21 protein-coding genes are annotated in these 26,919 nt (G+C 54.1%); 9 read left to right on the top strand and 12 right to left on the bottom strand.

Annotation, left to right across the window (positions count from 1 at the left end; translation table 11 throughout):
* Nucleotides 1–44 precede the first annotated feature (44 nt).
* Both JR346_RS06485 and JR346_RS06480 read left to right on the top strand, forming a co-directional pair.
* The gene (locus JR346_RS06485) at nt 45–1,385 is read left to right on the top strand and encodes a glutamine synthetase family protein (RefSeq protein ID WP_205482005.1); all 1,341 of its coding nucleotides are present in this window, start codon (nt 45–47) and stop codon (nt 1,383–1,385) included.
* 105 nt (nt 1,386–1,490) lie between these two features.
* Entirely contained in the window at nt 1,491–4,676 is a 3,186-nt protein-coding gene (locus tag JR346_RS06480; protein ID WP_255521861.1) for a bifunctional [glutamine synthetase] adenylyltransferase/[glutamine synthetase]-adenylyl-L-tyrosine phosphorylase, read from the top strand.
* Between the two features lie 17 nt (nt 4,677–4,693).
* Here the strand turns inward: JR346_RS06480 and JR346_RS06475 are convergent, their stop codons facing one another.
* Genes JR346_RS06475 through budA form a run of 3 tightly spaced genes read right to left on the bottom strand, consistent with a single transcriptional unit; the run spans nt 4,694 to nt 6,394 of the window.
* Entirely contained in the window at nt 4,694–5,197 is a 504-nt protein-coding gene (locus tag JR346_RS06475; protein WP_205482004.1) for a DMT family transporter, read from the bottom strand.
* 24 nt (nt 5,198–5,221) lie between these two features.
* Nucleotides 5,222–5,605 (bottom strand): DMT family transporter, encoded by a 384-nt coding sequence (locus JR346_RS06470; protein ID WP_205482003.1) that lies wholly within the window; start codon nt 5,603–5,605, stop codon nt 5,222–5,224.
* A 36-nt stretch (nt 5,606–5,641) separates the two neighbouring features.
* A complete protein-coding gene (gene budA, locus JR346_RS06465) occupies nt 5,642–6,394 on the bottom strand; it encodes an acetolactate decarboxylase (protein WP_205482002.1) in 753 nt (250 codons plus the stop codon).
* A 406-nt stretch (nt 6,395–6,800) separates the two neighbouring features.
* Between budA and JR346_RS06460 the strand changes: the two genes are divergently transcribed.
* Nucleotides 6,801–7,013, top strand: coding sequence for a hypothetical protein (locus tag JR346_RS06460; protein ID WP_204876291.1), 213 nt, complete (start codon nt 6,801–6,803; stop codon nt 7,011–7,013).
* A gap of 282 nt (nt 7,014–7,295) precedes the next feature.
* Here the strand turns inward: JR346_RS06460 and glnA are convergent, their stop codons facing one another.
* Nucleotides 7,296–8,720, bottom strand: coding sequence for a type I glutamate--ammonia ligase (gene glnA, locus JR346_RS06455; protein WP_205482001.1), 1,425 nt, complete (start codon nt 8,718–8,720; stop codon nt 7,296–7,298).
* A gap of 240 nt (nt 8,721–8,960) precedes the next feature.
* On the opposite strand from glnA, the gene JR346_RS06450 reads away from it, so the two are divergent.
* Nucleotides 8,961–9,374: an RDD family protein gene (locus JR346_RS06450; RefSeq protein WP_240333894.1), complete on the top strand. Its 414-nt coding sequence runs from the start codon at nt 8,961–8,963 to the stop codon at nt 9,372–9,374.
* Nucleotides 9,375–9,497: 123 nt separating this feature from the next.
* Here JR346_RS06450 and JR346_RS06445 read toward each other — a convergent pair whose 3' ends face one another.
* From JR346_RS06445 to lipB, 3 genes are all read right to left on the bottom strand, one after another.
* Nucleotides 9,498–10,235, bottom strand: a complete 738-nt coding sequence (locus JR346_RS06445; protein ID WP_255521860.1) for a DUF4191 domain-containing protein — start codon at nt 10,233–10,235, stop codon at nt 9,498–9,500.
* Between the two features lie 130 nt (nt 10,236–10,365).
* A complete protein-coding gene (lipA, locus tag JR346_RS06440) occupies nt 10,366–11,382 on the bottom strand; it encodes a lipoyl synthase (RefSeq protein WP_204876288.1) in 1,017 nt (338 codons plus the stop codon).
* Nucleotides 11,383–11,424: 42 nt separating this feature from the next.
* Entirely contained in the window at nt 11,425–12,120 is a 696-nt protein-coding gene (lipB, locus tag JR346_RS06435) for a lipoyl(octanoyl) transferase LipB (protein WP_204876287.1), read from the bottom strand.
* 193 nt (nt 12,121–12,313) lie between these two features.
* Here lipB and JR346_RS06430 point away from each other — a divergent pair, with 193 nt between their 5' ends.
* Nucleotides 12,314–13,927: a hypothetical protein gene (locus JR346_RS06430; RefSeq protein ID WP_204876286.1), complete on the top strand. Its 1,614-nt coding sequence runs from the start codon at nt 12,314–12,316 to the stop codon at nt 13,925–13,927.
* An 85-nt stretch (nt 13,928–14,012) separates the two neighbouring features.
* Here the strand turns inward: JR346_RS06430 and JR346_RS06425 are convergent, their stop codons facing one another.
* The 4 genes from JR346_RS06425 to JR346_RS06410 all read right to left on the bottom strand — a co-directional run bounded on the left by JR346_RS06425 (nt 14,013) and on the right by JR346_RS06410 (nt 19,629).
* Complete coding sequence (locus tag JR346_RS06425) at nt 14,013–14,381, bottom strand: hypothetical protein (protein ID WP_204876284.1); 369 nt, start codon at nt 14,379–14,381, stop codon at nt 14,013–14,015.
* Between the two features lie 197 nt (nt 14,382–14,578).
* Nucleotides 14,579–16,258 (bottom strand): 2-oxoglutarate dehydrogenase, E2 component, dihydrolipoamide succinyltransferase, encoded by a 1,680-nt coding sequence (sucB, locus tag JR346_RS06420; protein ID WP_205481999.1) that lies wholly within the window; start codon nt 16,256–16,258, stop codon nt 14,579–14,581.
* A gap of 108 nt (nt 16,259–16,366) precedes the next feature.
* Nucleotides 16,367–17,746: a dihydrolipoyl dehydrogenase gene (gene lpdA, locus JR346_RS06415; protein ID WP_204876282.1), complete on the bottom strand. Its 1,380-nt coding sequence runs from the start codon at nt 17,744–17,746 to the stop codon at nt 16,367–16,369.
* Between the two features lie 371 nt (nt 17,747–18,117).
* Nucleotides 18,118–19,629 (bottom strand): leucyl aminopeptidase, encoded by a 1,512-nt coding sequence (locus JR346_RS06410; RefSeq protein WP_204876281.1) that lies wholly within the window; start codon nt 19,627–19,629, stop codon nt 18,118–18,120.
* Nucleotides 19,630–19,928: 299 nt separating this feature from the next.
* Here JR346_RS06410 and JR346_RS06405 point away from each other — a divergent pair, with 299 nt between their 5' ends.
* The 3 genes from JR346_RS06405 (at nt 19,929) to JR346_RS06395 (ending at nt 24,178) form a co-directional block, all read left to right on the top strand.
* Nucleotides 19,929–20,861, top strand: a complete 933-nt coding sequence (locus tag JR346_RS06405; protein ID WP_204876280.1) for a proteasome assembly chaperone family protein — start codon at nt 19,929–19,931, stop codon at nt 20,859–20,861.
* Nucleotides 20,862–21,126: 265 nt separating this feature from the next.
* A complete protein-coding gene (locus JR346_RS06400) occupies nt 21,127–22,578 on the top strand; it encodes a DUF4192 family protein (RefSeq protein WP_204876279.1) in 1,452 nt (483 codons plus the stop codon).
* Between the two features lie 262 nt (nt 22,579–22,840).
* Nucleotides 22,841–24,178 carry an RNA polymerase sigma factor gene (locus tag JR346_RS06395; RefSeq protein WP_204876278.1) on the top strand — a complete coding sequence of 446 codons (1,338 nt, stop codon included), beginning with the start codon at nt 22,841–22,843 and terminating at the stop codon, nt 24,176–24,178.
* A 180-nt stretch (nt 24,179–24,358) separates the two neighbouring features.
* Here JR346_RS06395 and JR346_RS06390 read toward each other — a convergent pair whose 3' ends face one another.
* Entirely contained in the window at nt 24,359–24,553 is a 195-nt protein-coding gene (locus tag JR346_RS06390) for a hypothetical protein (protein ID WP_205481998.1), read from the bottom strand.
* Between the two features lie 220 nt (nt 24,554–24,773).
* On the opposite strand from JR346_RS06390, the gene JR346_RS06385 reads away from it, so the two are divergent.
* Nucleotides 24,774–26,876 carry a type IIA DNA topoisomerase subunit B gene (locus JR346_RS06385; protein ID WP_205481997.1) on the top strand — a complete coding sequence of 701 codons (2,103 nt, stop codon included), beginning with the start codon at nt 24,774–24,776 and terminating at the stop codon, nt 26,874–26,876.
* Nucleotides 26,877–26,919 lie beyond the last annotated feature (43 nt).

Here is a 26,919-nt window from a genome sequence, read left to right as displayed (position 1 = left end):
GACAGTTGCGGGCTGTTGCCTGAAAACCGATGAGGAGTTGTGCTGTGGACCGTCAGCAAGAATTTGTTTTGCGCACCATTGAGGAACGCGATGTGCGTTTCGTTCGTCTGTGGTTTACCGATGTGGTGGGAACCCTCAAATCGGTTGCTCTAGCGCCCGCTGAGGTCGAAGCCGCTTTTGCTGAGGGGTTAGGGTTTGACGGCTCGGCGATTGAGGGGTTAACCCGTATTTCGGAGTCTGACATGCTGCTGCAGCCTGACCCCTCCTCTTTTCAGATTCTGCCGTGGCGCGGTTCTGATGAGCCGACATCGCGCATGTTCTGCGATATTCTCACCCCCATTGGCGAGCCGAGCGCCTCAGATACCCGTGGCGTCCTCAAACGCATTCTGCAGAAGGCATCGGGTATGGGCTTCACTTGCTACACCTCACCCGAAATCGAGTTCTACCTGCTCAAATCTAAAGAGCTCAACCACGAGGGCAAGCCCGAGCCCGTAGATCACGAGAGCTATTTTGACCATACTCCCGGCGGAGTGGTGCAGGATTTCCGCCGCCGCGCGGTATCAACCCTTGAAGAAGTGGGCATTTCTGTAGAATTTTCGCACCATGAAATCGGCCCGGGACAGAACGAAATCGACCTGCGCCACGCGGACGCTTTGCAGACTGCCGATAACATTCAGACTTTCCGCACCGTTATCAAAGAAGTCGCCTACGCGCAGAACCTGTACGCGACCTTCATGCCTAAACCTTTTACCGAGCACGCGGGTTCGGGCATGCACACCCACTTCTCTCTCTTTGAGGGCGATACCAACGCTTTCTTCGAGGCAGGATCGGAGTATCAACTATCAAAGACTGCACGTCACTTCATTGCCGGCGTCCTCAAATACGCCCCTGAATTTACCTCGGTGACTAACCAGTACATCAACTCTTATAAGCGTCTGTGGGGCGGTGGTGAAGCACCCTCTTACCAGTCATGGGGGCATAACAACCGTTCGGCACTGGTGCGCGTTCCTCTCTACAAGCCCAACAAAATGCAGTCAGCCCGCATTGAATACAGGGGTATCGACTCAGCTGCCAACCCCTACCTAGCGTATGCCGTAGTGCTGGCGGCGGGGCTCAAAGGCATCGAAGAGGAGTACCCCCTCTCGCCTGCAGAAAGCGATGATATCGCCGCTATGACCTCATCGGAGCGTCGCGCCTTAGGCTACAACGCCCTGCCCTCATCTCTTGATGAGGCACTTCGCCTAACCGAAGACTCAGAATTTATGGCTGAAACCCTGGGCGAGCAGGTCTTTGAACAGTTTCTGCGCAACAAGCGCAACGACTGGATTGACTACCGCTCCCAGGTCACCGCCTACGAGCTGAAAAATAACCTCGGGATTCTCTAACTTCCCGGTTATTACCGCCAGAACGTAACTTCTCGGGGCACAGTGCAGGTTTCACCTCTGTGCCTCGAACCGGTTACCTTGCCCACCGCCTAGAAAGTTTTTACTGTGGCTGCACCCGAAACTGATGCTAAGGCAGAAAAGAAGCTGCTTTCGACCATGTTGAGCGCTGGGTTCGCCGAGCCCCAGAAAATGCGTCGGTGGCTGGATGCACCTGAGCTAAAAACAGCTGACCAACAGGCAATCTTAGCGGGGTTGCGTACAGCGGCGTCCCCCGATACTGCCTTGCCGTCCCTCGTCCGCCTGCTTGATAAAGCCCCCGAGCTGTTGAGTGAAGCCAACAAGGGTGCAGACGCGCTAGGGCTCTACCGGCTGCTGGGAGCTTCATCCGCTATTGGTGATTTCTTAGTGCGCAGACCCCAGCACAGCGAGATTTTTACTGGTGGTCTTTCCTTCAATCAGCTTCAGGAGTTCCCCTCATCGCTACTGCCTGATACTGACGGGGAGGCGCAGATTGCTATCGCCCCGCTCGATACCCTCTATCGCACCGAAATTTTAACAGCGTTAGGCGCGGATGCCCAGGCTCACGCCCCGGTAGCAACAATCACGGGTAAAAAAGCATACGTTGAGTTGCGTTCAATCTACCGACGCCACCTCGCCGAACTTGCTCTGATGGATGTAACGCACGAAGACCCGGTAGACTTCATGCCCACCATCGGCCGTTATTTAGCTGATCTTGCCGCCGCCGCTTTAGAAGGTGCCCTAGCAATCGCTCGTGCTGAGGTGGGTCAAAGCTGCACCCCGGAGGAAGTCGCTGCCACCCGTCTGGCAATCATTGGTATGGGCAAATGCGGCGCTCGCGAACTCAACTATATTTCTGATGTTGATGTGGTCTACGCGGTGGGGCACACTCCCTTAAGCGAACTCCCAGAAGGAGCTAGCGCGCTAACCGACAACGAGTTGAGCCAGGTAGGCACTGAGCTTGTTCAAGCCCTCTCTAAAGCCATCATGGCACCTGCTCCCGAACCCGCCCTGTGGGAAGTGGATGCGAATCTGCGCCCCGAAGGCAGAGACGGTGCCCTCGTTCGCACCGTGGACTCCTACACCAGCTACTACAAGCGCTGGGCAGAAAACTGGGAGTTTCAAGCGCTGCTCAAAGCCCGCCCCATAGCAGGTGACCCTGAACTCGGGGCACGGTGGTCGCGTGCCATGCGTCCTTTCATTTGGGAATCAGCCTCACGCGAAGGTTTCGTCCAGTCCGTTCAGACGATGCGCGCCCGCGTGACCGACAATATTCCCGCCGCAGAGGTAGACCGTCAGATTAAACTGGGTCCCGGCGGTCTGCGCGATGTTGAGTTCACGGTGCAGCTGCTGCAGCTGGTACACGGTAGAACCGATGAGAGCGTGCGTACCCAAACCACCACCGACTCCCTACTTGCCCTGTCAAAGGCAAGTTTTATCGGTAGAAACGACGCACAGCAGTTTCTGCACGACTACAAGTTCTTGCGCACCATGGAACACCGTATTCAGTTGCTCCATCTGCGACGCACCCACTTGATGCCCGCCAAAGAACATGAGCAGCGCATTCTGGCGCGTTCGTTGAGCTCTCCACAAGACATCGGTGCGCTCAATGCCGAGTCCTTGCTCAAAGAGTGTCAGAAGATCAAACGTTCGGTGCGCTCTTTGCACGAACGTCTCTTCTTCAGACCGCTACTGGCTGCCGTTGCTCACCTTTCCAAAGCCGATGTTGCCCTGTCTGAGGAGTCAGCGCGCGACCGTCTGGCAGCGCTGGGCTACAAAGACCCCAAGGGAGCGATGCGCCATATTCAGGCACTCACCAAGGGCTTGCAACGTAGCGCCGAAATTCAGCGCACTCTCATGCCTGCCCTGCTGGGCTGGTTCGCGCGCGGGGTTGATCCGGATGCCGGTCTGCTGGGTTTCCGTCGTGTATCAGAGGCGCTGGGCTCTACCCCCTGGTACCTGCGGATGCTCCGCGACTCAACAGCTGCTGCTGAGCGTCTGTGTACTATTCTTGCCTCTTCGCGTTTCGTTGCCGACCTGATTGAGGTAGAACCCGAGGCCATCGCCTGGCTCGATCGCAACGCTGATTTACAGCCGAGGGAGATTGATACCCTCCGTCAAGAAATGCAGTCCCAGCTCGCACGCCACACCGATTCGGCATCAGCCATCCGCACCGTGCGTCTGCGCCGCCGCCGCGAACTGCTACGCATCGCCATGGGCGAGACCACCGGCGTCCTCGACCTCGAAGCCGTCATGCGCGGGCTCTCCAGCATCGATCGTGCCACCATCGAAGCCGCCCTCACCATCGTAACCAGGGAGATGTTTGGGCAACTCACTGCCCAAGCCACCGACGCTCCAGACCCCGAAAAGACTACCGTTCAGATCACTGACGTTGCCGTGATTGCTATGGGCAGACAGGGCGGTGCTGAAATTGGTTACGGCTCTGATGCTGACCTCATGTACGTTCACGTACCGCACGAGGGCGTTGATGAGAGCCAGGCGCAAAGCCAAGCAACCGCTGTGATTGCCCGCATGACAGCTCTGCTCAAACAGCCCTGCAAACCGGCGATCCGTGCCGAACGCGTCCTTGAAATAGATGCCGACTTGCGCCCCGAAGGTAAGTCGGGGCCCATGGTACGTTCGCTAGAGTCATTCCGCGAATACTACGAGCGCTGGGCTGATACCTGGGAGTTCCAAGCGCTGCTGCGCGCTGAGCCTATCGCCGGTGATCAGCAAGTGCAGGACGCTTTTGTGAAGCTCATTAACCCCTACCGCTACCCGTCTCAATTTACCGCGCAGCAGGTCATTGAAATCCGCCGTATGAAGGCGAGGGTGGAGAACGAGCGCCTGCCCCGTGGTGCCGATAGAACCCGTCAGCTCAAGCTGGGGCGCGGGGGACTGTCTGACGTCGAATGGATTACTCAGCTCATTCAGCTGTGCTGTGCCTATGCCACCCCTTCCCTGCAAACTACCGGAACGCTCACTGCCCTTCACGTTGCACATGAGGCGGGCATTATCGATGTGTCGGATGCTCAGGTTCTTGAATCGGCGTGGAAACTGGCAACCAAGATACGCTCGGGTAATGTGCTGCGCACCGGACGCGCCTCGGACACCCTCGGCGCACCAGGACCCGATGTCGAGTCGATCGCTCGCTGGTGCGGCTACCCACCCGGTAGCGCCCGCGTCCTTGAAGAAGACTATCTGCGCCTGACCCGCAGGGCACGCGCTGTCTACGAGAGGCTATTCTTTGATACAGATTTTCTCAACCGTTAAAATCTTTGGTTGCTGTCTTAGGTAGCTTGTTTGAGGCGGCGGGAATTAGCTCGCGCCTCTTGCCGTGAAGTGAAGGTGATGCCTAGGCTAGCGACCATGAGCATCACCATAGCTGCCCACCGTAAGACCCCGCTGTGCTGGGCAAGTAGCATCCATCCTGCGAGGGCAGCAATCGCCGGTTCTAAGCTCAGCAAAATGGAGAATACATGGCGGGGCAGGCGTCGCAATGCCGCAAGCTCAGCGAGGTAGGGAACGACGGATGCCATGAGCCCTGTACCGATCGCGAAGAGCAATAATTTGGCATCCCCAAAGACAGAGAGGGCACCGGTACCACCGGCAGGAATAGTCATCAGCGCCCCGACCACCATCGCACCGGCTAGCCCGCCGTTACCCGGTACCACGCGTCCGACCTTCTCACTACCCGTAATGTAAAGTGCCCAGAAAAAACCGGCAATGAGTGCGTAGCCCATGCCTAAGAGTGAAAGCTCAGCGTTGTGGGCAGCCTCCCAGCCCAAGAGCACTAAACCGATGAGGGCACTCAGAATCTACAGCGCGTCAATTTTCTTGCGGGAGAGCGCCACTGCCAAAGCGAGTGGACCGGTGAACTCCAAGGCGACAGCCAATCCCAAGGGGAAGAGTTCAATGGCGTGGTAGAAAGCGATGTTCATAGCGCCCATCGCCACACCAAAAAGAATGACCGACGATACCTGCGTCTTGTTCCAGCCGGTGACGCGCGGACGCGCCATAGCGCACACGAACAGGGCAGCAACGCACGGACACAGACAGGTCACTGACCAGGCACCAATGAGCGGAAACAGCTGCACCGCGAATGCCGCACCCACCTGCAAAGAAAGGCACGACAGCAAAACCAGCGGAACGCCAGTGCCCTGAGTGCCCATGTTCATCTTGGGATAAAGAATAGAAGCCAAAAATCTTCCTCACTGACGTGGTCTACTGGCTAGCAATTAGGCATGCTTTTCAGCTCTACTAATTTGTTCTGCAAGATCTTCGGGGGAGAGATCTGCCTCTGAGAAAGCCTCCGTTAGCGGTAGATGCAAGTTCAAATTGGTGCCGATGCAGATTTCAACGTAGGCGTTATCGAGTTTGAAGTCGATGACGTGCCCGCCTTTTTCGTGCTTGTCATCAATAAAATGAGCGTGACAGCCCGGCACACCAATGCCCTGTTCATAAATGGGCGTTCTAAAACCAATAATAGTGCCGCGCACCTTATCAAACTGTACGACCTCATCGTTCTCGGTCGCTTCAACCATCTTGGGGTAGGGTTTTTCTTGTTTTTGCACAGTACGGGTACGGACCCACTCAAAATCGCCCACAATTTTTACCGCGTACATATAGTTTTTCGACACCGTGAAATCATCAAGTACCTGCGCCGCCGACTTGCGAATGATGTTATTGGGCAACCCCCGACGAATAGTAGGCACAAAGTTCATCACCACAGCAAAAGGGGTCTGTTGATCTAAACTCGCCGGCTCAATAGAGCCATCATGGCGCATCTGATAGCAATTACCGTCCAGCACAATCATCTCACCGTCAAGTCCGTTGAAGGTGCCCACCCCGAAATTGCCGTGCCCCAGCAGCTCACCCACGGTCATCTCACCGTCGTAAATACCATCGAGTAGCTGCGACATGAGACCGGTCTGAAAAACCTCGTTGCGGTAGATGGTTTCGCCGCCAAGGCGTTTGGGTTCGTATGCCATGAGAGGACTCCTTGGACTGTTCGCGTGTTTTGGCAGAGGTGGAACACCTGGGGTTGGTTTCTTCTTTTACGTTACTCTCTGGAAAGGGCGCGTGGGTATGAAGTTTCTGATGTATGTGGGTTGATGGTGGGTGAATTTTACCATACCTTGTGTACGATAAATCAATAACTTTGAAAACTCAGCCAAGTATTTTCAAAAAAGTATTGAATTATGCTTTGTATCTCATCTAAACTTTATCTCGATGTACAGAGTTCTGCATCCTTGCTGGTCGCACTGTTGAGAGTGATACCAGAGGTATATTAAACGCGCTCACTGGTGTCGATGCTCTGCAACCCTGTTTTTCGTCATAAAGATTGAGGAACTGAAAATAGCATGGGAAAACAGATCACAGCGTAAATGGAAGAACGTGCAAGGTCTGTTGCTTTCTGGTCTTTTCGTTGCTACTGGTATCTATATCTGTTTTGCTGACTTACAAAGATTTAGCATGACAGTACACCAGAACCCTATAATAGGTTCGATAGTCGCAGCCATTTCATTTATTTTCATGGCTATTTTTGCAAACAACCTCTATCAAGATAAGAAGCAATGGGAAGAACGTCAGCGCAGCTTCGAAAAATAGATTTCTTTAATCTATAGACGCTTACTTCCAACAATGTGTGCCCGTTTGGACGTTCCAAACGGACACGCATCGCTCTAACTTCTCATGCTCAAGTAAATGCATAAGTATCCCTTGTGCGCGTTAGCGAACTCGGATGAGAAAGTGGTTTACCGCTGCTGTATTCTCAAGCTGGTTTTACCCTTTCTGAACAAACCTCCTTGAACACAGACGCATCCGGTGAAGTAATTAGCGTTACCTCACCGGACGCGTCCGCTCTGATAATGCCTCATCAACGCCTACGGATTAGACACCGTAGTACATCTGGTATTCCAGGGGGTGGGGCACCAGTGAAAGAGGCTCCAGCTCGTAGGTGCGCTTGTAGTCAATCCACGCCTGAATCAGGTCTTCGGTGAAGACATCGCCTTCGAACAAGAAGTCGTAGTCAGCTTCCAGCGCAGCCAGTGCCTCTTCGAGGCTGGCAGGAGCCTTCTTGATGTCCTTAGCTTCTTCAGCGGGTAGCTCGTAAAGATCCTTATCGATGGGGGCAGGGGGCTCAATGCGGTTGCGGATGCCGTCAAGACCCGCCATCAACTGAGCCGCAAATGCGAAGTAGGGGTTCGATGAGGGGTCAGGTGCGCGGAACTCCAGGCGCTTAGCCTTGGGGTTGGTACCGGTAATCGGAATGCGGATACCTGCTGAACGGTTACCCTGCGAGTAGACCATGTTCACGGGTGCCTCGTAACCGGGTACCAGACGCTTATAAGAGTTCACAGTGGGGTTGGTGAACGCCAAAACCGCTGAGGAGTGCTCAATCAGACCGCCGATGTACCAGCGGGCAATATCTGAGAGGTTAGCGTAGCCACGTTCATCATAGAAGAGGGGCTCGCCGTCCTGCCACAGTGACTGGTGGCAGTGCATACCCGAACCATTGTCACCGAAAACGGGCTTGGGCATGAAGGTTACGGTCTTGCCGTAGGCATCTGCGGTGTTCTTGATAACGTACTTGAATTTGAGCAGGTCATCTGCTGCCTTAGTGAGGGTATCAAACTTGTAGTTGATTTCAGCCTGACCAGCTGCGCCTACCTCGTGGTGTGAGCGCTCAACTTCGAGACCGACCTCGTCCATTGCTACGCACATGGCGTCACGCAAATCTGCCTGCTTATCAACGGGTGAGACGGGGAAGTAACCGCCCTTGAGAGGGGTCTTGTTACCCAGATTGCCGCCCTCTTCTTTACGACCGGAGTTCCAGTAAGCCTCGTCGGAGTCAATGCTGAAGAAGGTCTTCTGGGGTGAAACTTCGTAGCGTACGTCCTCAAAGACGAAGAACTCAGCTTCTGATGCGAAGAAAGCGGTATCAGCAATGCCGGTTGACTTCAAGTATTCTTCGGCGCGCTCGGCAACGCCACGGGGGTCGCGGCGGTAGGGTTCACCGGTGCGGGGATTCACTATGGAGCAAATAACAACGAGGGTCTTCTCAACACGGAAGGGATCAACGTAAGCTGAAGCGATATCGGGGATCAGCTGCATATCTGATTCAGCGATGCCCTGGAAACCGCGGATAGAAGAACCATCAAAAAGCTGGCCATTGATAAAGAAATCCTCATCGATTGCCTTCGCCGGGAGGTTAAAGTGCTGCTGGACGCCGGGCATATCGGTGAAACGGATATCGACGAAGACGATTTCTTCTTCTTTAATGAAGTCAAGGACTTCCTGTGCGCTTTCGAACATGGTGACTGTTCTCCTTAGTTGTCAGCTCTTTGACGTAAAACCCGGTGCCTGAGACAAGCCCACCGGTTGATTTATCTACAACTCTAGAAACATAATTTTGCCTCAAGGTGTCTGCTATGTTTCTGAGATGTAACAAGACCAAATGCTATCAGCGGGTTGCCCCCGACTACACTAAGAAAGGTAAAAGATCTCGTAATGGTCTTTTGATGACGCATAATCCCACTGACGATGAAGGCAACGATGGCTGAAAAGACACCCGAAGCGGCGCAGTACTATCCCGGGCAGGACGCTGGACGCCCCATTGACGGCCCTGGGGCGATTGCGAGAATCCCGCGGCGTCTCTTTGCTTTTTTGATTGACTGGTACCTATGTTACGGACTGATGATGCTGACCTCGTGGGCGAACGACCAGCTGCTCATCATTGTTTTCTTCACTCTTTACCAGATAGTGACTGTGGGGTTTAGTGGGCATACCCTGGGGCATCTGCTCTTGGGAATGCAAGTGCAGACTCTTGACGGTCAGCCCGTTGGCTACGGTCGGGCGGCAGTGCGAGCGATACTGATTGCTCTGGTGATCCCGGTTTTTGTGATGGACAAAGACCAGCGGGGCATGCATGATCAAGCCCGCGGTAGCGTCTTGGTACGCATCCGTTAGTCAGCGCAATAGGCTACTAGCTCCTGGACACGCAAGACGCGTCCTTCGGCTGTTTACACAGTCAAAGGACGCGCCTTGTACGTTGAATAATATGAGCTACTCAGTGAGATACCGAGCCAAGCCTTAGCGACCGCGCATTGCCTTACGGTCGGGGCGTGCACGCATGGGATCTACACCCTTGGGCATGGGTAGGTTCATACCACCGAGTGAGGTGAGGCGGTTATTGATGGCATGCACCTCTTGCTGGGTGAGCTTTTTCTCCAGCTTCTTCATAGCTGAGGCAACTTTCTTCACCGGGGTCTGCCCCTCAGCGTTACCGGTGTTGATGACGTGAACAGGCACGTTGGGAGCGACCTTGCGCAACTGAGCCTTTTCTTTATTCACTAGCTGAGCCACACGGTCGGTGGGACCTTCCGTTACCAAGACAACGCCGGGGCGACCAATGGCGCGAAAGACGACGTCCTGGGTGCGGGGGTTAACCGAGCTGGGCTGCTGGCTGACAATCCAACCGCGACGCAGGGTGCTCAGTGCGGCACCGGATGCACCGGGCTGACCGTCAATCTGTGAGAAAGCTGCTTTCTCAGCGCGACGCGAAAGAATGATAACTGCAACCAGAACAGCAAGAGGAAGACCGACCAATAAGAAAGTGATCCAGTTGTTCAACAAGAAACCAATAATCAAGAAGAACAGCAGCACGCCGAGCGCCGAAAGAAGCATAATCAACCCGATGTTCGGGTCAGCTTCTTTGGTCATCTTGTAGACCTGCTTCATCTGGGCGAACATGCCCGGACGCTTGTCCTTCTTTTCTTTTTTCTCAGCTCGCTTGGATGAAGCGCGCTTACTTGAGGCTGGTTGAGTCACAGTGAATCCTCACTAATACAGCGAATGGTGTTGAGGCAGTGTCAAACTGCAAAACACCATTCTAACCTAGTAACGGTGGTGGTTCTAACCTTGAACCTGGTTAGAACCACCACCGTTACGATGAAAGGTTTTAGGCACCGAGACCGGCAGCCACCAAGGAGGAGGCTTCCTGGGCAGCGAAGCCCGAGTCATCGATGTGCGAAAGGTGAGCCGGAATCTCGCGTCCGTTCTTCTTCATAGCGCGTGCCCAGAGCTTGCCTGCACGGTAAGAGGAACGAACCATGGGACCTGCCATAACACCGGCAAAACCGATTTCTTCAGCAAGTCTGGAGAACTCCACAAATTCCTGCGGCTTCACCCAGCGGTCGATGGGGTGAAAGAGCGGACCGGGGCGCAGGTACTGGGTGAGAGTAATAATGTCACAGCCAGCATCGTGCAAGTCGCACAAAGCTTCGTAGACCTCTTCGTTCGTTTCACCCATGCCCAGAATCAGGTTCGACTTGGTCACCAAACCGGCTTCTTTACCCTGGGTAATGACGTCCAAGGAACGCTCGTAGCGGAAAGCAGGGCGAATCTGACGGAAAATACGGGGCACCGTCTCAAGGTTATGAGCGAAAACCTCAGGCTGGGCATCAATGACCTGCTGAACGTCTTCTTCTTTACCGCGGAAATCAGGAATTAGAATTTCCACACCGGTATTGGGGGCAATACGGTGAATCTGACGAATAGTTTCAGCGTAAATCCAGGCACCGCCATCCTCAAGATCATCGCGCGCCACACCAGTAACAGTGGTATAGCGCAAACCCATCTTCTTCACGTTGAGGGCAACCTTAATCGGCTCGGTTTTATCGAGGGCAACCGGCTTACCGGTGTCAATCATGCAAAAATCACAACGACGCGTACACTCAGAACCACCGATCAGATAAGTAGCCTCGCGGTCTTCCCAGCACTCGTAAATGTTGGGGCAGCCTGCTTCTTCACAGACCGTGTGCAAACCGCTACCGGTGGAAAGCTCAACCATATCGCCGTAGTTCGGGCCAACTTTAGCCTTGGTCTTAATCCAGTGAGGCTTCTTTTCAATGGGCACCTCAGCGTTACGCGCCTCAACGCGCAGTAGCTTGCGACCAGCCTCAACAGCGTTAGACATCAGCAATCTCCTTGTAATACATCAACTTTTTTCTTAGAAAACTTATCGGGTGAAACCGTGATCACCTGGTGAGTCACCGGGCTCAAAATCGAGGGCTAACTGATGGGCATACTTTTCAAATTCAGCCTCTACCAGTGGCAGCACCTCTTCGGGGGTTACCGTACGCCCCACCTGCTCGCTAATTGTTGTGACCCCAGCGTCCGTAATACCGCAAGGTATAAACATGCCAAAGGGGTTGGTTTCGTTAGAACAGTTCAGCGCAAAGCCGTGCATGGTGGTGCGTTGTGAAACACGGATGCCAATGGCTGCAATCTTCTTATCGGCTGAAATACCGTCGCCTAACACCCAGACTCCCGAACGACCCTCTACACGCTCACCCTTAATACCGAAATGCGCCACGACATTGATAATAATTTCCTCAAGAATACGAACGTACTTGACCACATCAAAAGGCAGAGGAAGACGCAGAATGGGGTAGCCGGTGAGCTGACCGGGGCCGTGCCAAGTGAGCTTTCCACCGCGGTCAGTCTTTACCACCGGAATAGAACTATCGGTGGGATACTCGTGATCTTCGGTGAGCTTACCGGCAGTGAACACCGCCTGATGCTCCAGCAAAAGCACTGTGTTCTGACGTTTGAGAGCAGCAACCTCCTGCAGAAGCTCCACCTGCCGAGCTAATGCCACCTCATAATCAACATACGAGGGCGCTAAACCCATCCGTTCAAATATCACAGCCATGTATCTACCCTAACGCCTAAAACAGCTTTCAAAAACTGGTAACGCTGTGTGATTCACCAAAGGCGCAACCGGGAATAAAGTCAAAATGTTACGCCACCAACTACCGCTTAAAAACCGCGCTATTTCGCGGTGAAAACCTCTACCTGTGGATAACTTTTAATACTCGTGCAGAAAATAGTGTACACCTGTACCCATGAACACCAACGAACCACTATCACCATCAAACACTCACGGCATTGACCACTGGATTCCGCTAGAACCTCCAGCCTACTCTCAGCACGAAAATTCGGCGGCTCAGTCACCGCTTACCCCGCAACCAGAATTGGGGGAGTACCGGTTAATATTCACCTACCCACCGCGTGCCGAAGGAACGCTATTCCACGTTGATTGCACCGCCGCCCAAGCCCAAGAACTTTCCCTCGAAGCAGGCGAATACACCCTATTACGCAGTGATCTTCGTGAACAGCTCACCACCCGCAGCCTCGAAAGATTCGCCTCCCTTGAGGTACCTGAGAGCATTGCCCCGCTCGCAACCTACCGCCCCGGCAGTGCCACCACCGAACACTGGTACTCAACTACCGGCGCTTGCACTCTAAAGAGCCTGCTTGGCCAACGCACCCAACTCACCCCCGGTGACGTCACAGCCCTGGCTGAAGACCTTGCAAACGCCCTCACCTGGGCACACCAACACCAGTTCGCCTACCACGGCATGACCACCGACCACATTCTCATCACCCTCAACTCCCACGCTCAACTACTGGCACCCCTGCACGACTACCGCGGTGCACTCCCGCACCTCACCACCCAACACATCGCCGCAGACACCCGCACCCTCGCCACCCTCATCTGGCTCATGCTCACCGGCGAAAAACCCAAAGACGGGGTAATACGCAAACCGCTTTCACTCAGCGTGCCCGAGGCTCCCGCGGCGCTAGCCCGCGTCCTTGAACTGGCTCTGGACGCACCTGCTGAGACAATCCCTCAGCTCAACGAAATCACCACTGCCCTCGCAGCCTTTGCTAAACCCACCCGCATGCAACTGCACGATGTAGTGCCTCCTGAAATGAGCGGACGCCTGCCCGCGGTCTTCCAAACGCCGGTCGCTCCACCGCGCGCCAACAAAAAACGCCCCGTGATACCAGCAGCTACCCGAACCCTTCAACCCAAGAAAACCATGCTCGGCAGTGAGCTGAGGAAGAAGAAACTGCTGCTACCGCTTGCCGCCGGGGTAGCGATCCTTGGCATTAGCTCAGGAATCATGACCTTCATGGATAGCGAGCCTGACACCGTATTGCACACCGAACCCGTTGTGGATGCACCCGTTGTGGATCAAGAAGCAGATAACCATCAACCACCGGGCGACCTGACACCGGCGGGTAACGCCCCGCCAGCAGAACCCACCCGCACACCAGAAAACACCGAGAGCATAGCAATTAGTGAAGACATTGCTGCCGTAATTGATAAACGCAATCGAGTCTTGGGCAGTGGCAATGCCGACGCCGTCACTTCATACGCTGTGGCAGATTCTCCGGTGGCAAAGGCAGATACTGACCTTATCGCAGCTGACACTCAACGGGTTCTAGATCAACAGCCCCTAACCGTCAGCGCTGTTCAAGACGTGGTCGCCCAAGAGCAACAAACAGTAGCTACCGTTACCCTCCAGCGTGAAACGTCAGGAACGGATACAGGCAACCAGAGCCTGCAACAGCAGCAAGTGCGTATGACTCTTCAGCGCGAGGGCGAACAATGGAAACTTTTGACTGCCGAGCCCCTGCACGAGCCCACCCCACTGCCCACGTCCTCGTAAGAGGCACACCTATAAAACAAACGATGCCCGGTACGCGAAAGTACCGGGCATCGTTACACACGAACGAGGTGAGAACCTCAAACCTTTACATAAAGACAGCAATGCCAATATTAATCAGGGCAAGACCACCTACGGTGTGAGCGAGCGCGATGTTGCGACCAGCCTCAGGACGTGCTGCAAGATGCGCGTCCTTGTACTTCTTCTGACCAACAAAAGCTGCAACGCAGACGATCAGCGCAAGAACCATCTTGATACCGATTAGCATGTGATTGAGCTGTAGACCCTGGCTCATGTTGATGAAGTACAGGGCAAAACCGGTAATCACTGCCAAGAGGGCTGCGTGGAACTGACCGGGCACAACAACCGCGCGCTTAAAGTTAGCCACCCAGATACCGAAGACCATCGCGATGCTCACGATGTGCATAAAAAGAAGAACGTTCAAAGCAATATTCATAGTTACTACTCTAGGAGACAAGCTGGGGAATGTGGTGACAGTATGTCAGCATATGACAAACTGTGACTAAACGCCTATACGCTAAGGCAACTTGTATAAAAACGATAAGGGGCTTAACCGAAAATACTCTCGGTTAAGCCCCTTATGGGATGAGCAGAACTAGAATCTAGCCCGACTCTCAAACATCATAGTTGATGTTACAGTCCCAGCTCAGCGTCGAACGCTGCTTCTTCCAGGCGCTGCTTGAGGAAGTTCAAGAAGCGACCTGCATCTGCACCGTCTACGACGCGGTGATCGTAGGTCAGTGAGAAGTAAGCCAAGCTGCGAACAGCAATGACATCGTTACCTTCAGCGTCCTGAATAATAGCGGGGCGCTTGTTGGTTGAACCGATACCCAAGATTGCAACGTTGGGTTGGTTGATGATCGGGGTGAAGAAGACACCGCCGGTCTGACCGGTTGAAGAAATGGTGAAGGTTGAGCCTGAGAGCTCCTCAGGACCTACCTGACCGTCGCGCGCACGCTTGGCGATGTCGCCAATCTTCTTTGCCAAGCCAGCAATATTCAAATCGCCTGCGTCCTTGACAACGGGAACCAGCAGACCCTTGGGGGTGTCTACTGCCAAACCAATGTTCTCTGAACCGTGGTAGGTGATTTCCTTGAAGTCATCTGACATGGAGGAGTTGAACTGCGGGAACTGCTGCAGAGCTTCGGTGACTGCCTTGGTGAAGAAGGGCAGGAAAGTGAGCTTTGCGCCCTCGCGAGCTGCGAAGCCGTCCTTCGCCTTGTTGCGCAGAGCAACCAGACGGGTCAAATCGATTTCCTGAACGGTGGTCAGCTGAGCTGAGGTAGCCAGTGACTCAACCATACGCTTTGCAACGGTCTGGCGGATTCGGGGTGCCTTCTCGGTGGTGCCGCGCTTTGAGGACGCTGCTGGAGCGGCAGGCGCTGTATTCTTCTCAGCAGCGGGTGCATCAGTTTCAGCCTTGGGGGCTTCATCAGCAGGTGCTGATGACTTCTTAGCCTCTACCGCAGCCTGAACATCCTGCTTACGGATGCGACCTCCAACGCCGGTGCCCTTGACGGTTGAAAGGTCAATGCCTTCCTGCTTTGCAAGCTTGCGCACTAGGGGAGTCACGTAGACATCGCCGGTTGATTCTGAGGAAGTTTCAGCAGCGGGTGCTTCTTCCTTCTTCTCCCTAGCGGGCTTCTCTTCAGCCTTGGGTGCCTCTGCCTGTTCTTCAGCAGCGGGTGCTTCTTCCTTCTTCTCTTCAGCAGGTGTTGAAGCGGCTGATGCGTCACCGATGATAGCCAGAACCTGACCAACCTCAGCGTCTTCGTCTTCCTGAATACGGATTTCGAGCAGGGTACCTGCTACGGGTGAGGGGACCTCGGTATCAACCTTGTCGGTTGAGATTTCAACGAGGGGCTCATCAACTGCAACCTCTTCGCCAACTTCTTTCAGCCAGCGAGTGATGGTGCCTTCGGTGACTGATTCGCCCAGAGCAGGAAGGGTAACTTCCTGACCCTCAGCTGACCCTGATGAAGCCTTGGGTGCTTCTTCCCTCTTCTCCTCAGCAGCAGGTGCCTCTTCCTCAGCAGGCTCTTCTGTGGCAGGAGCTTCTTCTTGAGCAGAACCTGAGCCGTCACCAATGATAACCAGAGCGGCACCAACCTCGATGTCCTCGTCTTCCTCGACAAGAATCTTCTCGATGGTACCTGCTACGGGTGAGGGGACCTCGGTATCAACCTTGTCGGTTGAGATTTCAACGATGGGATCGTCTACTGAAACGGTGTCGCCAACTTCAACCAACCAGCGGGTAACGGTACCCTCGGTGACTGATTCGCCCAGTGCGGGCAGTTCAACAGTAGTGGACATGATGTCTCTTTTCCGTCCTTTGATAGTGATGCTACAAACTTATTGGGGCAAGACGCGCGCCCTGAAAGCCCCGGTGGGGTGCAGGACGCGCGTCCTTGCGTGAAAAATTTAGCCGTGGAGGGGTGCGCCTGCCAGTGCCATTGCTGCCTCGCCCAGTGCTTCATTCTGGGTGGGGTGTGCGTGCAGGAACTGTGCGACGTCTTCGGGGAATGCTTCCCAGACAACCCACATCTGAGCCTCGCCAATCTGCTCGCCCATGCGCTTGCCGACTGCGTGAACGCCGATGATGGGGCCGTCCTTCTCGCGAACAACCTTGACCAGACCACCGGTGCCCAAGATGGAGGACTTACCGTTGCCAGCCAGGTTGTATTCAGCAACCTGAATGTTCTCTTTACCGAACTTCTCTTCAGCCTTGGGCTGTGAGTAACCGACAGAAGCGATTTCAGGGTCGCAGTAGGTGACCTTGGGGATGTTGATGTCTTCAACAACCATTGGGTTCAGACCAGCGATTTCTTCAGCAACGAAGCGACCCTGCTGGTAGCCGCGGTGAGCCAGCTGAACGCCGGGCACGATGTCGCCAATAGCGTAGATGTTGCCGATACCGGTGTGCAGACGCTCGTTGGGGATCACGAAACCGCGATCCATGGTGATGCCCTGTTCCTCGTAGCCGAAGCCTTCGGTGTTGGGACCACGACCCACAGCAACGAGAACAATCTCAGCCTCGAATTCTTTACCGTCAGCTAGGGTTACCTTTGCACCGTTTGAATCCTGCTCAACCTTCTCGAAGAAAGTGCCCAAGTTCGACTTGATGCCACGCTTCTTGAACTCGCGCTCAACAACCTTGATAATTGCAGGGTCTTCGTTGGGTACCAATGACTTCGCACCCTCAACGATGGTGACCTCAACGCCCATGGAGTTCCACATTGAAGCGAACTCTGAACCGATAACACCGCCGCCGAGTACGATTGCGCTCTTGGGCAGGTAGTCCATTTGTAGAGCTTCAGTTGAGGTCAGTACGCGGTCACGGATTTCAATACCCATGGTGCGTGAAACTGAACCGGTTGCAAGAATGATGTGCTTGCCCTTGTACTCGGTGCCATCTACGGTGATGGTATCGGTACCGGTGAGCTTGCCTTCACCCTCAATAACGGTTACTTTCTTCATCTTCAAAAGACCTGAAAGTCCCTTGAATTTACCGGCAACGATGCCGTCCTTGTACTCACGTACCTTAGCCATGTCTACGGACTCGAAAGTAACGTTGACGCCAAACTTCTCTGAGTGCTGAGATTCCTCAGCAACCTCTGCTGCGTGCAGGTAAGCCTTGGTGGGGATGCAGCCAGTGTGCAAGCAGGTACCGCCGAGCTTTGATTTTTCAATCATGCCCACGGTGAAACCTAGCTGAACTGCGCGAAGTGCTGCGGAGTAACCTGCGCTACCGCCGCCGAGAATGAGAATGTCAAATTCCTGAGCTGCTGCCGAAACGGCCACGTTAATGCTCCCTCATGTTGAATGTTCGGGGCACATGCCCCGTTATTTATTGTTGTAGTTCGTTCACTAGCTTATCGCTTGTTGAACGCAGGCTCTACTTTGTGGTGACTCTACTCTAAGTCGTGTTGGTGAAGATTGCCACACCTCGGGGTGAATAGAGACGTCTCCTAAGCATCTCTTCACGTTTAGGGCACCTGCTTGCCTTTCGCTAGCAGGAAACCTTGGGGAGGCGCCCAAAAGTAAATGAGAGCAAGATATAGAGCCACAGATACACACAAGGCGGTGAGTGAATACCCCAACTTTCGAGTACCTGCTTCACCACCTCGTCCGCTCATGTGAGTGCAACTTTCAGCCGATAAGTGCTCGGCGTTTTAGCCTTGAGCTCGTGCCTCAACGAAAGCTAGCAGGGTTGCAACGGAATGACCGGTACCCTCCTTAGGAGTAAAACCAAAAGGTGACTCTTCATTGAAAGCGGGCGATGCAATATCAAGATGCGCCCAAGGAATGCTCTGCTCATCACGGCTGCCCACAAACTCCTTGAGGAACAAACCAGCTGAGAGCATGCCACCGAAACGGCTGCCGATGTTCTTCAAATCAGCTACCTGTGAGTTCAGTCCCGAACGCAGATGCGCAGGCATGGGCATGGGCCAGAAGTCTTCACCGGCAGCGCGAGCTGCCTCAACGACTTCCTGACGCACTGACTCATCACCCATGACAGCTGAGGTGCGGGTACCTAAAGCAATCATCTGCGCACCGGTCAATGTCGCGACATCCAAAATGACGTCGGGGTTCTGTTCTGAAGCGTAGGCAAGACCGTCCGCCATAACCAGGCGTCCCTCAGCGTCAGTATTCAGCACCTCAACGGTGGTGCCGCCGCGCATCGTCAGCACATCTTCGGGGCGAGTAGCAGTACCGGATGGCATGTTCTCAGCCAAGCACAGATAGGCGGTCACGGCAACGGGTAACTTGAGCTCAGCAACTGCTGCAACAGCATTGAGCACAGAGGCAGCACCTGCCATATCGCACTTCATCGTCATCATCGCAGCGCCGGGCTTAATAGAAAGACCACCGGAATCAAAAGTGATGCCCTTACCCACCAACGCAACGGTAGATTTCGCATCGCTAGGTGCATACTTGACCTCAACAAAACGCGGACCGCGCTCTGAACCCCTACCGACGCCCATAATGCCGCCAAAGCCCTCAGCCTCAAGCTCGGAAGGTTCGAAGACACGTACCGAAACGTTGCTCAAACCCTCAACACGATCTTGAGCTGCCTGCGCAAAAGTTTCGGGGTAGAGGTGAGACGGGGGAGTATTCACCAGGACGCGAGTGTGGTGTACGGCTTCGCCCAGAACCAGCGCACGCTCAAGAGCTGCCTCAGCATCATCGACTGAAATATCAGTCAGGATAACCGCCGAGCTTACCGGCTGCTTAACTGAATCAGCGCTAGTTACCTTCAACTGCGCGTCCGTGAAAGCGCCTAGCGCGATGCCCTCAGCAACAGCTGCGAGATCCTCGGTTGAAGAAACGGGCACATCAACAATGATGCTTTCAATACCGGCAAGCTGACGAACCGCTGAGCCGACCCCGTAGCGTAGAGCATTTGATGCCGCGAGCGCGTCCTCATGCTGAGTGCCCAAGCCGGTTAGCACTACACAGCGGGTTTCTACATCCTCAATACCGGGAAGGCGGTACACTTGGTCAGCTGAACCAGTAATACCCAAATCGTCGAGAACAGATTCAATGCTTTCGCGTGTTTCATCACTCAGCGATGAATCCGCCAAATATGCGCCTTCTTTATGGGAGTAGACACCCAGAACCAGCGCATCCGCTTCAAGGGATTCGAGGTCTTTTGATGAAACTGACAGTGTAAGTTCAGACATACCTGCTACTTTCTTTTTAGATTATGCGTTCGTTGCGACCTTGCCTAGCATGTGTACTTCCAAGAGTACTGAATCGGTGTTGTCAACCACAAGAAATATACGTAGCCAGCGCCATTTTCGTTGGAGGTAGCCTTGCCAGGTGGATTGACGGGAATAAAATAAATTGCCGAATGCTTGCACCTGAACGCAATCGCCCTCACCAATGGGTGCCTGCACCGGGCAGAACAGTATAAAATGCCTTGATACGAAAAATTATTTCGTACCTGATCTTTTCGCGCAGAACCAAGGAGGGGGATCCCATGCTGAATCCCGAAACTTTGTACCTTGCTAAAGCCGGTATCTTTGAGAACCCGGCTCTCAAAGGGCTTCCGCTGGTTATTGCCCTTTCACACCCACAGGACGCCGGTGGCACAGCCGGTCATTTGGGTAAGGTTCTGCTCAAAGAACTCGAAAACGCAGCTCTCATTGAATTCGATGTTGATCAGCTGCACGACTACAGAACCCGCAGACCCCGTGTGCGTTTTAAAGAGGATCATTTTGAGCGCGCTATTTTGCCTGAGCTGAAACTTTATCTGGTGGAAGACCGCCTCGATACTCCTTTTCTGCTGCTTTCTGGGGCAGAGCCTGATTTGCAGTGGCAGCGGTTCTCAGCTGCGGTTACCTCTATCGTCCAAAAGCTTGAGGTCTCTCTTGCTCTCTTCGTCTCGGGATTTCCTATGCCGGTGCCGCACACGCGTCCGTTGCCGGTGACCGCCCACGGCTCGCGTAAAGACCTTACCCGCGGTATCTCGGCGTGGAAACCTGTTGCCGAAATGCCCGGTTCGATGTCGTCCTTGCTCGAAATCGCTTTGGGCGAGAACAAAGTCGACACCGTTGGGTTTGGCATCAACGTTCCCCAGTACCTCTCTGAGGCAGACCTACCGCAGTCTACCCTGCTGGCGATGGAGCATCTTTCCATGGCTGCCAAGCTCTCTTTGCCCTCAGACCCTCTGCGGGACGCCTCCGCTGACGTCAAACTTCAGATTGACGAGCAGGTCAAAGCTAACCCCGAAATTGGCGCCATGATTGAGCGTTTGGAAGAGAACTACGATTTTCACGCCAAAACCGCAAACCTGCAATTACTGCCGCTCGCCGAACGCGAAGCAGGGCTCATTCCCGACCGTGATGAAATCGGCGCGCAAATCGAAGAATACCTCGCGCACCTTGAGCACAAAGAAGACACTGAGGAATAGCGTACACACCGTGCCAGATGCCTGAGATACACACTGAAAATCCCGTTACCGGTAAGAGCCGGTAGTGGGATTTTTAGGTTGGGCAACAGTGCGCAGACCGGGGATGATCCGCAGAAAGAAGGACGAGTCGAAAGTTGTGGACACAGGGCAACTGTGGACACATCCACGCTGTCACCGTAACCAAAAACGGTTACCTCACGTAAAGTTATCCACATTTTCGAAAAGAACTTTACGCTCCCACTCTTGCTAGCCCACTGTTAGGAGCATGAATCACCTACCACACTCCACAGTTAAAACCATGAGCCCCATTCGAACCAGCGCCGACCTCACCGCTTACGTAGTGCATTCTCTAGGGTACTGGCCAGAACACTCCATTGTTTTTCTTGCCACCACTCCTGGCGGTATTGGTCCGTGCCTACGAGCTGATTGGGTTCAAGACATCACAGCTGATGAAAAACATGATTTTCTGACCGAAATTTTGCAGATGATACCCACCCAAGACCGTGACGGTGAAACATTAAACAGTATCTTCTGCCTTATCTTCGGCGAAACGGGCACTACCGATGCTCATAACATTCACTCGGGTCAGAGCTGGCAACCTGAACTTGAACTCATTCAGCAAGATGCACTGGCGACGGGCCGTGCCCAAGAATGGGTTTCATCTACCTACACAGCTATTGAAAAAAGCCCCTTTGACCTTACCTGCATGCTTTTTATTAACACCTACACCCGGTGGCACACCAACGACCCCGCTGCGGAATTTAGCTTCGACGGTTTTGTAGAAGATATTGTTCTCAGTGACCACTACTCAGAGCAAGTATTTTCAGGATCAACTCCCTCAAAAACCCTTCAAGAACACGCCGAACGCCAGTACTGGAACGTTGATGCTTCGCGAGATGCCCCTACCGCGAACAGCTGGCACGATGATGCTGTCTTTTGGGCGCAGTCTTACCGGGCGATGACAAGTAATTCTGAAAGCTACTGCCTGAATTACACTGCTCAAAAGACAGCAGAATTTACGCTCTGGGATGATGCCATCACCACCATTGAAAATATCTGCCATCCTGATAACCGCTCTGCACTTGATACGCATTGGGCTGACAAGATACGCTCGGCTTTACCTGCCGAGGTGGCGGGATATCTGGCATCAACCCTGACGACTATGGGAAGCTCCCAGCTCGTTATGGGTGTGGCTTGCGTAGGTCTTTCAACGGTCACAAGGTCACTGGCAGAACTCGATCACCTGGCAACCCCCGTCGGCGCTGTCAGCACCGCGCCAGTACCCTTGTTACTGCCTAAATCCACCATGAGGGCGGTACAACCGAATCAAGAACCTTCAACGAACTCGGTAGATTCCGGCACGCAGGTCGGTGCGACGTTAGAAAATGCACTGGATACTATCGCCAGCTACCTCATGGGAACCACGCCGCAAGCGCCACCCTGGCTAAGACTCGAAGCCCTTGAAATACTGCTACACCTCGTGCGCGGCATATGCACGCCCGATGTGATGGGGCGCGTCCTTGCTCTATTAGGTTGGATTCACTGGCTACGCGGCAGCTCAAGTCAAGCGCATACCCTGCTCATGAGCAGTAGAGACCACCAAGAGACCCCCGAATTTATTGCTTTTGAAGAGGCAATTAACCATAACTTCTTGCCTCTTTGGTGTACCTCGGGCGAACAAGCCTGGCGTGGACGCGAGTTCGATTTACCTAATTAACGTGTGCAACACAAGAGGTAGAGATATATTTTTCAAAATATTTCTGGAATAATAAAGCCTTGACCCCGTCAATCTGACGAGTAGCTGAATCCCCTCGCGGGAATAAAAGCGCTCGACCGCCTGTCACGTACTAGCGGTTAGCCCTGAAACACCGGCCCACTCACGAACCAAAAACGTTCGCAGAATTTGACAGGGTCATAGGTGTTTTGGCTGGGCTCAACGTTGCCCTAATGTTACTCAGCCTCCAATAGAAAGGTTTTGTGTGTCACCTGCTGCTAGCAAGAAGACCGCGGAAAACGGCGCTACTACCAAGCGTAAGACCGCTACCAAAAAAGTGAGCACTCGCTCCAAGGCAACCAAAGTTGAAAGCGAGAACGAAGAAGTAGAGTCTACAGAGACTACTTCACCCCAAAAGACACCCCGCAAGACCAAAGCCGGCGCAACAACTCGCAAAGCGAAGAAAAAAGCTGACGAGTTTGAGGACGAAGAAGAAGTCGACGGCGAAGACATCGAAATCGGTGGCGTAGATGCCGATGACGCTGAGGGAAATCCCGTTGATGAGGACGAAGAAGAGTCAGAAAAAGACTCCGAGAAAAAAGAGTCTGAGGCAGTAGCTGCCAAGGGCAACGGCTTCGTGCTCACCACTAACGACGACGACGACGCACCTGCCATTCGCGTGGTCACCCCCGGAGCAACCGCTGACCCCGTCAAGGACTACCTCAAGCAAATTGGTAAGGTCTCCCTGCTGAACGCTGAGCAGGAGGTCGACCTCGCCATGCGTATTGAGGCTGGTCTCTACGCAGAGCACAAGCTCAAAGAAAACCCTGACATGGATCCCGCACTCAAAAAAGAGCTGCGCTGGGTTATCCACGACGGCAAGCGCGCTAAAAATCACCTGCTTGAAGCTAATCTCCGACTGGTGGTATCGCTCGCGAAGCGCTACACCGGTCGCGGTATGCTTTTTTTGGACTTGATTCAGGAAGGTAACCTCGGTCTCATTCGCGCTGTTGAGAAGTTCGACTACTCTAAGGGCTTCAAGTTCTCAACCTACGCAACCTGGTGGATCCGTCAGGCAATCACCCGAGCGATGGCAGACCAGGCCCGTACCATCCGTATTCCCGTACACATGGTAGAAGTCATCAACAAGCTCGCCCGTGTTCAGCGTCAGATGCTTCAGGACCTCGGTCGCGAACCTAACCCGGAAGAGCTCGCTAAAGAACTCGACATGAGCCCCGAGAAGGTTATCGAAGTTCAAAAGTACGGTCGCGAACCCATCTCACTGCACACCCCGCTGGGCGAAGACGGTGACTCAGAATTCGGTGACCTCATTGAAGACTCAGAAGCAGTCGTACCTGCCGACGCTGTCTCCTTCACCCTATTGCAGGAACAGCTCCACTCCGTCCTTGACACCCTGTCAGAACGCGAAGCCGGCGTTGTCGCCATGCGCTTCGGTATGACCGACGGTCAGGCAAAAACCCTGGACGAAATCGGTAAGGTCTACGGGGTTACACGCGAGCGTATCCGTCAGATTGAGTCGAAGACCATGTCGAAACTACGCCACCCCTCACGTAGCCAGGTGCTGCGTGACTACCTCGACTAAGCAGTAGACAGGTACAAGCTGAGAAAAGAAAACCCACCCGCTCCCTTGACACCTAGGGGATCGGGTGGGTTTTCCATTTCTGCGACCAGAAACAAAAAGCACACATCAAAAACGCGCCCTTCCACCGGTGAATGGGAGGGCGCGTCCTTGATAAAAACTAACAGAGAACCGCGTGAGCGTTTACTTGATGCGGTCGGTCTGATCGTCCCACTCAAAAGCAATGGAACGCACGGCTTCTTCATTAGCGCGGGCATGGTGACCGCAGAACAGCAGGTCACCGCTGCTGAGAGTCGCACGTACGTAAGCCTGAGCGCCGCATGCATCGCAGCGGTCGGTTACGAGCAGTTCTCGGGTTTCAGCTACTGTTGCAGTCATAGCGTGCCCCTTCTAAAGTAGCTCGGCATCTTCACATGCCGAATCATTTTTTGCGTACACTTCATACAACCACCTGCGAACGGGTACAGGTAGCGGTGTTCGCTGGTAGCTAGTGCCTGTTCACCCACCACGAACACCGGTGATTGAGCGCGGCTACTGCAAAAAGCGACTAGACTAAAGAAGTTCACTTTTATCTTGTGCAGCAGGAGTAATACACGACGTGGCAGCATCCAACTACACAGCCAGTAACCTCTCGGTACTTGAAGGGCTCGAAGCCGTCCGCAAGCGTCCGGGGATGTACATTGGTTCAACCGATTCGCGCGGTCTTATGCACTGTTTGTGGGAGATCATCGACAACTCGGTGGATGAAGCCCTTGCTGGGTACGGTCAGTCGATCAACATTATTTTGCACAAAGATGGTTCAGTTGAGGTGCAGGACGACGGCCGTGGTATTCCCACCGATATTGAGCCACGCACCGGTCTAACCGGCCTTGAAGTGGTGTTTACCAAGTTGCACGCTGGCGGTAAGTTCGGCGGCGGTTCATACAATGCCTCCGGTGGTCTGCACGGTGTAGGTGCGTCTGTAGTGAATGCGCTGTCTGCTCGCCTGGACGTTCAGGTAGATCGCGGCGGTAAAACCTACCAGATGAGTTTCCGCCACGGTATTCCCGGCGTGTTTGAAACTGCTCGTACCCCCAAACCTGACGCCGAATTTACGCCTACTGCTGATGCTAATGATTCTTTGCAGGTGGTCGGTAAGGCGAAGCGCGGGGTGACCGGCACCCGTGTACGTTACTGGGCTGACCCTCAGATTTTCACCCCGGATGCGAAGTTCAGCTACGAGAACCTTGCGGCTCGCGCCCGGCAGACTTCCTTCCTGATTCCCGGTTTACGCATTACTATTCGCGATGAGCGTCGTGTTGCCGGAACCCCAGGGGAGTTTGAAACCCACGAAGAGGTTTTTCAGCACGATGGCGGCATCTCTGAGTTCGTTGAGTACCTAGCACCTGATACCTCGGTGACCGATATTTGGCGTTTTACAGGGCGGGACACGTTCACTGAGACCGTGCCGGTGCTCGATGTTAACGGTCACTCAAAACTTACTGACGTTGAGCGCGAATGCGAAGTTGATATTGCTCTGCGCTGGGGCGTGGGGTACGAGACTAAAATCAATACCTTCGTTAATATCATCGCCACCCCCAAGGGTGGTACGCACCTTGCCGGGTTTGAGCAGGGGTTGCTGAAGACCTTCCGCAAGCACCTTGTCGGTAACGCCCGCAAGTACAAGGTGGGTAACGATAAGATCGAAAAAGACGACGCAATGGCAGGTTTGACCGCCGTGCTGACGGTTCGTCTGGCTGAGCCTCAGTTTGAGGGTCAGACCAAGGAGATCCTGGGTACCCCGGCTGTGCGTGCCATCGTGTCTAAGGTGGTTGCACGTGCACTGGCTGAAAAACTCAAGTCAACGGCTCGCGCCGAAAAGGCGCAGGCTCATGCTCTGAGTGAGAAGGTTGTTGCCGAGATGAAGGCGCGTGTGTCTGCGCGCGTCCACAAAGAAACTCAGCGTCGTAAGACTGCCTTGGAATCATCGTCTATGCCCGCTAAGTTAGTTGATTGCCGCAACGGGGACGCTGAAAAGACCGAACTCTTTATCGTGGAGGGCGACTCAGCGCTGGGCACTGCCCGGTTGGCGCGTTCTTCCTCCTACCAGGCGCTGCTGCCCATTCGCGGTAAGATCCTCAACGTTCAAAAAGCCTCACTGACCGATATGCTGGCAAACACCGAGTGTGCCGCGATTATTCAGGTGATTGGTGCTGGCTCCGGGCGTACCTTTGATGTAGATGCTGCCCGCTACGGCAAGATTATTATGATGACGGACGCGGACGTGGACGGCGCCCACATCCGCACTCTGCTACTGACCCTCTTCTTCCGCTACATGAAGCCGCTGATTACCGCTGGTAAAGTGTACGCGGCTGTTCCGCCTCTGCACCGGGTTGAGATCATTAACCGCGGCAAGGCGAACGAGATGGTCTACACCTATTCCGAACGCGAGCTGAATAACCTGCTCAAGGAGCTGGAGGCTACGGGCAGAAACTACAAAGAGCCTATTCAGCGCTATAAGGGTTTGGGCGAGATGGATGCAGATCAGCTGGCTGAAACCACCATGGACCCGCGTCACCGCATGTTGCGTCGCGTGCGTGTTGAGGACGCTGAAGCTGCAGAACGTGCTTTCTCGCTGTTGATGGGCTCTGAGGTTGCCCCGCGCAAGGAGTTTATTATCAACGGTGCGCACCAGCTGGATCAGTCGCAAATCGATATGTAGCCACGCTGGCAGCTAACCCCATTTTGGTGATGTGATTCACTAA

It is taken from the genome of Rothia sp. ZJ932, from assembly GCF_016924835.1.
Classification (GTDB): Bacteria; Actinomycetota; Actinomycetes; order Actinomycetales; family Micrococcaceae; genus Rothia.
The sequence above is the reverse complement of the archived record's forward strand: the minus strand, read 5'-3'. Positions and strand labels throughout refer to the sequence as shown.

Excerpts from the sequence above, each read along its gene's own strand:
- budA (WP_205482002.1), bottom strand. The coding sequence starts at position 6,394 with ATGGCATACGAACCCAAACGCCTTGGCGGCGAAACCATCTACCGCAAC.
- glnA (WP_205482001.1), bottom strand. The coding sequence starts at position 8,720 with ATGTTCGAAAGCGCACAGGAAGTCCTTGACTTCATTAAAGAAGAAGAA.
- JR346_RS06450 (WP_240333894.1), top strand. The coding sequence starts at position 8,961 with ATGGCTGAAAAGACACCCGAAGCGGCGCAGTACTATCCCGGGCAGGAC.
- lipA (WP_204876288.1), bottom strand. The coding sequence starts at position 11,382 with ATGTCTAACGCTGTTGAGGCTGGTCGCAAGCTACTGCGCGTTGAGGCG.
- lipB (WP_204876287.1), bottom strand. The coding sequence starts at position 12,120 with ATGGCTGTGATATTTGAACGGATGGGTTTAGCGCCCTCGTATGTTGAT.
- JR346_RS06430 (WP_204876286.1), top strand. The coding sequence starts at position 12,314 with ATGAACACCAACGAACCACTATCACCATCAAACACTCACGGCATTGAC.
- JR346_RS06425 (WP_204876284.1), bottom strand. The coding sequence starts at position 14,381 with ATGAATATTGCTTTGAACGTTCTTCTTTTTATGCACATCGTGAGCATC.
- sucB (WP_205481999.1), bottom strand. The coding sequence starts at position 16,258 with ATGTCCACTACTGTTGAACTGCCCGCACTGGGCGAATCAGTCACCGAG.
- JR346_RS06410 (WP_204876281.1), bottom strand. The coding sequence starts at position 19,629 with ATGTCTGAACTTACACTGTCAGTTTCATCAAAAGACCTCGAATCCCTT.
- JR346_RS06405 (WP_204876280.1), top strand. The coding sequence starts at position 19,929 with ATGCTGAATCCCGAAACTTTGTACCTTGCTAAAGCCGGTATCTTTGAG.
- JR346_RS06400 (WP_204876279.1), top strand. The coding sequence starts at position 21,127 with ATGAATCACCTACCACACTCCACAGTTAAAACCATGAGCCCCATTCGA.
- JR346_RS06390 (WP_205481998.1), bottom strand. The coding sequence starts at position 24,553 with ATGACTGCAACAGTAGCTGAAACCCGAGAACTGCTCGTAACCGACCGC.